The sequence below is a fragment of the Bacillus cereus group sp. Bc010 genome (assembly GCF_027716745.1).
Taxonomy (GTDB): domain Bacteria; phylum Bacillota; class Bacilli; order Bacillales; family Bacillaceae_G; genus Bacillus_A; species Bacillus_A pacificus.
In genome coordinates this window covers 1-5,017 of record NZ_JAQFUY010000074.1, presented here as the reverse complement: position 1 = coordinate 5,017, position 5,017 = coordinate 1, and the positions used below count along the sequence as shown (strand labels likewise).

Sequence of the window (5,017 nt, the reverse complement as noted above, 5' to 3'; positions counted from 1 at the left end):
TTAACGGGGTAAATTTCGGCTCTTTTTTAGATAAATTCTCTTAGCGTGGTTTTTTTCCGAAATGCTGGCGGTACCCCTTGTAGTGATTGGGGTGCTTTTAGATGGATTTGGACTATACGAGCCTTTGATTGATTTTGCTGGGGCAGGGGCTACCGTTCTGATTACAAGTTTTGGGAATTCGCTTGTTCATGGTGCGATGCAGGAAGCTGAAAAACATGGGTTAGTTGGTGTACTGACAGGAATGTTTGAAGTAACTAGTTCTGGTATTTCAGCTGCCATTGTTTTCGGCATGATAGGAGCTTTAATTTTTAAGCCAAAAGGATAAGGAGAATTAGGATGACAGTAGGATCAGATGTTAAACAGTGTTTTGCCAGTCTAAGAGGGGTAGAAGCAAGTCTCTCAAGTTTAGCATTACGGACTCTTGATGATGAATCGAAGCGAACTTTGCATGAGGCTATGATGGTAGTATACGAAGTAACAAAAGATTTAAAAAAAAGAGTAGGAGAACTAGAAGGAGAGGAACTTCAGTACAAAGGTTTCTAGAAAAACTATATTTACAGGAGGTGTAAGCAGTGCCTGAATGGTTAGATATAGCTGTACGCTCAGCATTATTTGTTGCTGTTTTATTTTTCATTACAAAATGGTTAGGGAAAAAGCAAATTTCCGAACTAACTTTCTTTGAATATGTCACCGGTATTTCTATTGGGAATATTGGTGCAGAAGTGGCTATAGGACTTGAACGGAACATTTTTCACGGAATTATTGGAATTGTCATTTTTGCGGCTATTCCCTTTTTCGCTGGTTTAATTTCATTAAAAAGTAAACGTTTTCGCAATTTTATAGAAGGAAAAGCAACTGTATTTATCAAAGATGGGAAGATTATGGAAGATAATTTAAAAAAGGAAAGATATACGACAGATGAACTGTTAGATCTCCTTCGCAGGAAGGATGTCTTTCAAGTCTCTGATGTAGAATTTGCTGTTTTAGAGGCAACAGGTGATTTATCTGCGATGCTAAAGAAAGAAAATCAACCTTTTTAACAGCAAAGGATATAAACTTGAAGGTTGCTTCAATCAAGGAGCCTCAGACCATTATTATGGATGGTACAATAATGGATGAACCACTAGCCACGATTGGACGAAGTCGGGCTTGGCTACAAACTGAATTAGAAAAACTAGGGGTAACGATTGAAAATGTATTTCTGGGACAGGTTAATTCTTACGGAGAGTTAACGATTGATCTGTTTGACGATAAATTACAAGTCGCACCCCCACAAGAAAGACCCTTAATTCTTTCAACCTTGAAAAAATGTCAAGCAGACTTAGAACTATTTGCTCTTGGAACGGAATCAAAAGACGCCAAACAAATGTATAGGTTAAACAGTGAAAAATTACAAGAAGCCATTGATAAAGTGACCCCTATTTTAAAAGGATAAGGATTTAGCTTAGATTCATACATGACGAAAAAAAGATACCATTTTTAATTGAAATAAGTTTAAAAACCTTAGTCCAATTTCGGACTAGGTGAATTTTTTTACGAGGTGTTAGAAGTGTCTATTTTTTTAGTTAAAGTTATTTTTATCTATATTGTGTTTATTGTAGCAGTAAATATTTTAGGGAAATCAGCTCTAGCCCAACTTACCCCTCATGATTTTGGAGCGATTCTTTTTTTATCTTAATCGAAAGTTAAAGGAAAGTAGATATCCTTTACCTGAGCTGTTGTCTAATTTAAGAACAACAGGATATCCGGATATTCACGATAATGAATATGCGATTTTGGAAGCAACAGGTGAAATTAGCATTTTTCCAAGAAAAGAATTAGTTCCTATTACTCCAAAAGATTTACATATGAAAGTGGAATACCGCGGATTACCCATAGCCGTTGTCATTGAAGGGAAAGTGCAAAAGCGTAAATTAAAATTTATCAACAAAAATGAAAAGTGGTTAAAGGAAGAACTAAAGGCAAAGGGATATCTTCAAATCAAAGATTTTTTTTATGCTGCTGTTAGAGATACCGATCATTCATTAACCATTAACAAAAAAGATGTTAACGACTAATTTTAAGACGATTTCCTCCCAATATAAATTAATGTTTTCTCTTATTTACTTCTTATTGCATTTACCACTTTCATTTTCCAAATTTATAAAAAATTATACCTATATTTAGGAATTTACCAGATGGTAATTTTCAAAATCACTAAGTCTCTAGTTAGGACAGTGCCCAGATCATTACGCCTTTCTTGATGTCAGAACTTTCCCAACCTTAATTCTCTTTTTTTCGTTCTTAATATCTTATACAAGTTCTTATAAAGGTAGTCCATAATATATAACAGACAATCCCTTCATATTCCATACGTATACTGGTTACATAGTTTGTACATATTAAGAGTAACAGAAGGAGGGATTCCAGTTGGAGTGGATTTTTTATCTATACCTGTTAAATACGTTCTTTATCTTATTCATAGCAATTTGGGAAGTTCGTCGGCCTGCCAAGGCTTTGAATTGGATAATAATCGTCCTTTTTTTACCTGTCATTGGTTTCTGGCTATATCTTAGCATATCAAACCCTAAGTTTATTCATCGAAAAAGATTGACCTGTTCTAAAAATGAATCTAACAAATTACCTGAGACATTCGGTGCTTCAGCATCGGTAATTGCCAATGCTTTACGGCATTTCACTGTGAATGGGCTTCGAATGGGCCAAGTCCAAGTGTTTAACAATGGGATAGCAAAATATGATCAACTCCTTGTATCCCTGCAAAAAGCCCAAGAAACCATTGATCTGGAATATTTCATCTATCGGAACGACCAAATTGGTAATCGAATCACAGAACTGCTAATCGAAAAAGCATTAAATGGAGTGCAGGTTCGTTTTATGAGAGATAGCTTGGGGAGTTATAAATTCCCGCGTGAAAAAATCCGGCAGATGGTTGAAGCAGGGATAGAATGTAGGACAATATTTCCTCTGCGATTTCCCTGGATTTTGTCCAATTGGAATTATCGGGATCATTGTAAGATTGTGACGATTGACAGAAAGGAATCCTTTACTGGCGGTATGAACGTTGGGTATGAATATACAGGATTAAAGCCAGACGTAGGATTTTGGAGGGACACTCATTTGCAAATTATAGGGGAAGCAACAGGCGACTTGCAGACTGTTTTTGATGTTCATTGGGAAATCGCTGTGCCGGAAAGGATAAAATCAAAAACAAATTTGAAAACAAAATCAGAGGTAACGAAAATCAATTCAATCGGCAGAGCAGATCATTCCAAATGGTCAGCCGAATTGGGATCAGAGTTGAGCACCCTTGATGATAAAAAAATGGACATATCCGGAAAAACTAGGACATTGCATAAAGCGTATATCCATACGTTGGAAGGAAACCCTGGAATTCCTACCCCAGTCATTCGGCAAGCTTACTTTATATGTATAACACAGGCGACCAAGACTATTGATTTAACAACACCCTATTTTGTACCAGAAACGGATATTATCATGGCATTAAAGACAGCAGTAACTCGTGGTGTCCGTGTAAGATTGCTGGTTCCTCGCCACAATAATCAAAAAATCGTGGGTCTTGCAAGCCGTACTTATTACGGAGAACTTATAGAAGCTGGAGTTCAAATCTACCAGTACGACAAAGGAATGATACATGCGAAGGTGTTGACCATCGATGAGGAGATTGCTGCCGTAGGCTCAGCAAACTATGATATGAGAAGTTTTCGCCTGAATTATGAGGTGTGTCAAGTCGTGTACAGTGCTGATGTGACAAGGGAACTCACAGAGCAGTTCGAGAGGGATCTTACTGATTCTGTACCATTAAGAATTGAAGACTTGGTGCAACGATCCCTGACCGAGCGCATTGTTGAACAGGGTGCTCGCGTGCTTTCTCCATTATTATAAGTTGAAAAAACCGGTATTATTTATCTTTCTGATTTTAATTAGCTTACATGTTGTAATATAAATATTTTAAAACATGAGGATTTTTGAAATCGAGTGAAATATAAAATGGAGGAATAAATTTTGGGTGAAGTTTTTTGGGGTTTACTGGCAATCAAAGTCATAGTAGGTTTTGCAACTTTATTTTTTATCATTATCATAACAGGCAGAACATCCATCTATCAGTTAAACCCCGTTTCACTTAGTTTTTGTGTTAGTACTTGGAGATTTTTTAGGAAATAACATTTATGAAGATAAGGTAGGGATTTTTCATTTTTTATATGCCATCGGATTGTGGACGTTTCTTATGTTGGGAATAGAGTTTATGACTCTAAAAAATAAATCGACACGTTCTCTCTTATTAGGCAATCCTAACATCATCATTCGAGATGGTGTTATGGACAGAAAGTTACTTACAAAGAACAAATTGGATGTAAATCAAGTATTGAGTATACTCCGTCAAAATAATGTCTTTTCAGTTCGCGAAGTCAAATACGGTATATTGGAAGCTAATGGGCAAATAAGTTTATTATTAAAATCCAAGTATCAAAAACCAGATCTCAATCTTCCAGAAAGTCCAGTAGACCTCCCAACATCGTTAATTATAGATGGGGAAATTTTATGGGATAATTTACATGAACTCGGATTTGATCAACAGTGGTTAGATAACCAATTAACTACCAATGGATATGATAATGTAAAGCGTATACTTTACGCAGATTGGCGAGAGCGTGAAGGCATACATGTAAGTCCTAAATAAAATTTGTTAGGATAAGAGCACATCAATTTTCTTGGTGAATATAAACTTTAGTCTTCAACAATCAGGCGCTTTAATGAAGTAACTAAAGCCTAATTTTTCACTTATAACACCGAGAAATTAGACTTTTTATATTTTGGTTTCCTTAACGTTGTAAATCCGCATTTTCCTGACGCTACCCCATGCCCATCAACTTAAGAACGAAAACAAAATGAACTTTCGTTCAAACAAACTAAAAAACACATAATGTACTTTTGGTATTGAAAAGTACACACACCAAATAAACTCTAACGAGTTTCATTTTAAAAATTATGCAGCTTT

The 5,017-nt window shown here is 35.9% G+C and carries 4 protein-coding genes and 2 pseudogenes; all 6 read left to right on the top strand.

Annotated elements, in window-relative coordinates:
- Positions 1 to 61 precede the first annotated feature (61 nt).
- The 6 genes and pseudogenes from PDQ68_RS28235 (at position 62) to PDQ68_RS28210 (ending at position 4,699) form a co-directional block, all read left to right on the top strand.
- Positions 62 to 325 carry a SpoVA/SpoVAEb family sporulation membrane protein gene (locus PDQ68_RS28235; protein ID WP_087943165.1) on the top strand — a complete coding sequence of 88 codons (264 nt, stop codon included), beginning with the start codon at positions 62 to 64 and terminating at the stop codon, positions 323 to 325.
- 11 nt (positions 326 to 336) lie between these two features.
- Positions 337 to 543: a DUF1657 domain-containing protein gene (locus PDQ68_RS28230; protein ID WP_000215801.1), complete on the top strand. Its 207-nt coding sequence runs from the start codon at positions 337 to 339 to the stop codon at positions 541 to 543.
- Between the two features lie 29 nt (positions 544 to 572).
- Positions 573 to 1,435, top strand: a pseudogene (locus tag PDQ68_RS28225) (DUF421 domain-containing protein).
- Positions 1,436 to 1,549: 114 nt separating this feature from the next.
- Positions 1,550 to 2,057 (top strand): annotated as a pseudogene (locus PDQ68_RS28220) (DUF421 domain-containing protein).
- 352 nt (positions 2,058 to 2,409) lie between these two features.
- Complete coding sequence (locus PDQ68_RS28215) at positions 2,410 to 3,903, top strand: phospholipase D-like domain-containing protein (protein ID WP_000454745.1); 1,494 nt, start codon at positions 2,410 to 2,412, stop codon at positions 3,901 to 3,903.
- A gap of 247 nt (positions 3,904 to 4,150) precedes the next feature.
- The gene (locus PDQ68_RS28210) at positions 4,151 to 4,699 is read left to right on the top strand and encodes a DUF421 domain-containing protein (RefSeq protein WP_002029079.1); all 549 of its coding nucleotides are present in this window, start codon (positions 4,151 to 4,153) and stop codon (positions 4,697 to 4,699) included.
- Positions 4,700 to 5,017: the final 318 nt, after the last annotated feature.

Excerpts from the sequence above, each read along its gene's own strand:
- PDQ68_RS28235 (WP_087943165.1), top strand. The coding sequence starts at position 62 with ATGCTGGCGGTACCCCTTGTAGTGATTGGGGTGCTTTTAGATGGATTT.
- PDQ68_RS28230 (WP_000215801.1), top strand. The coding sequence starts at position 337 with ATGACAGTAGGATCAGATGTTAAACAGTGTTTTGCCAGTCTAAGAGGG.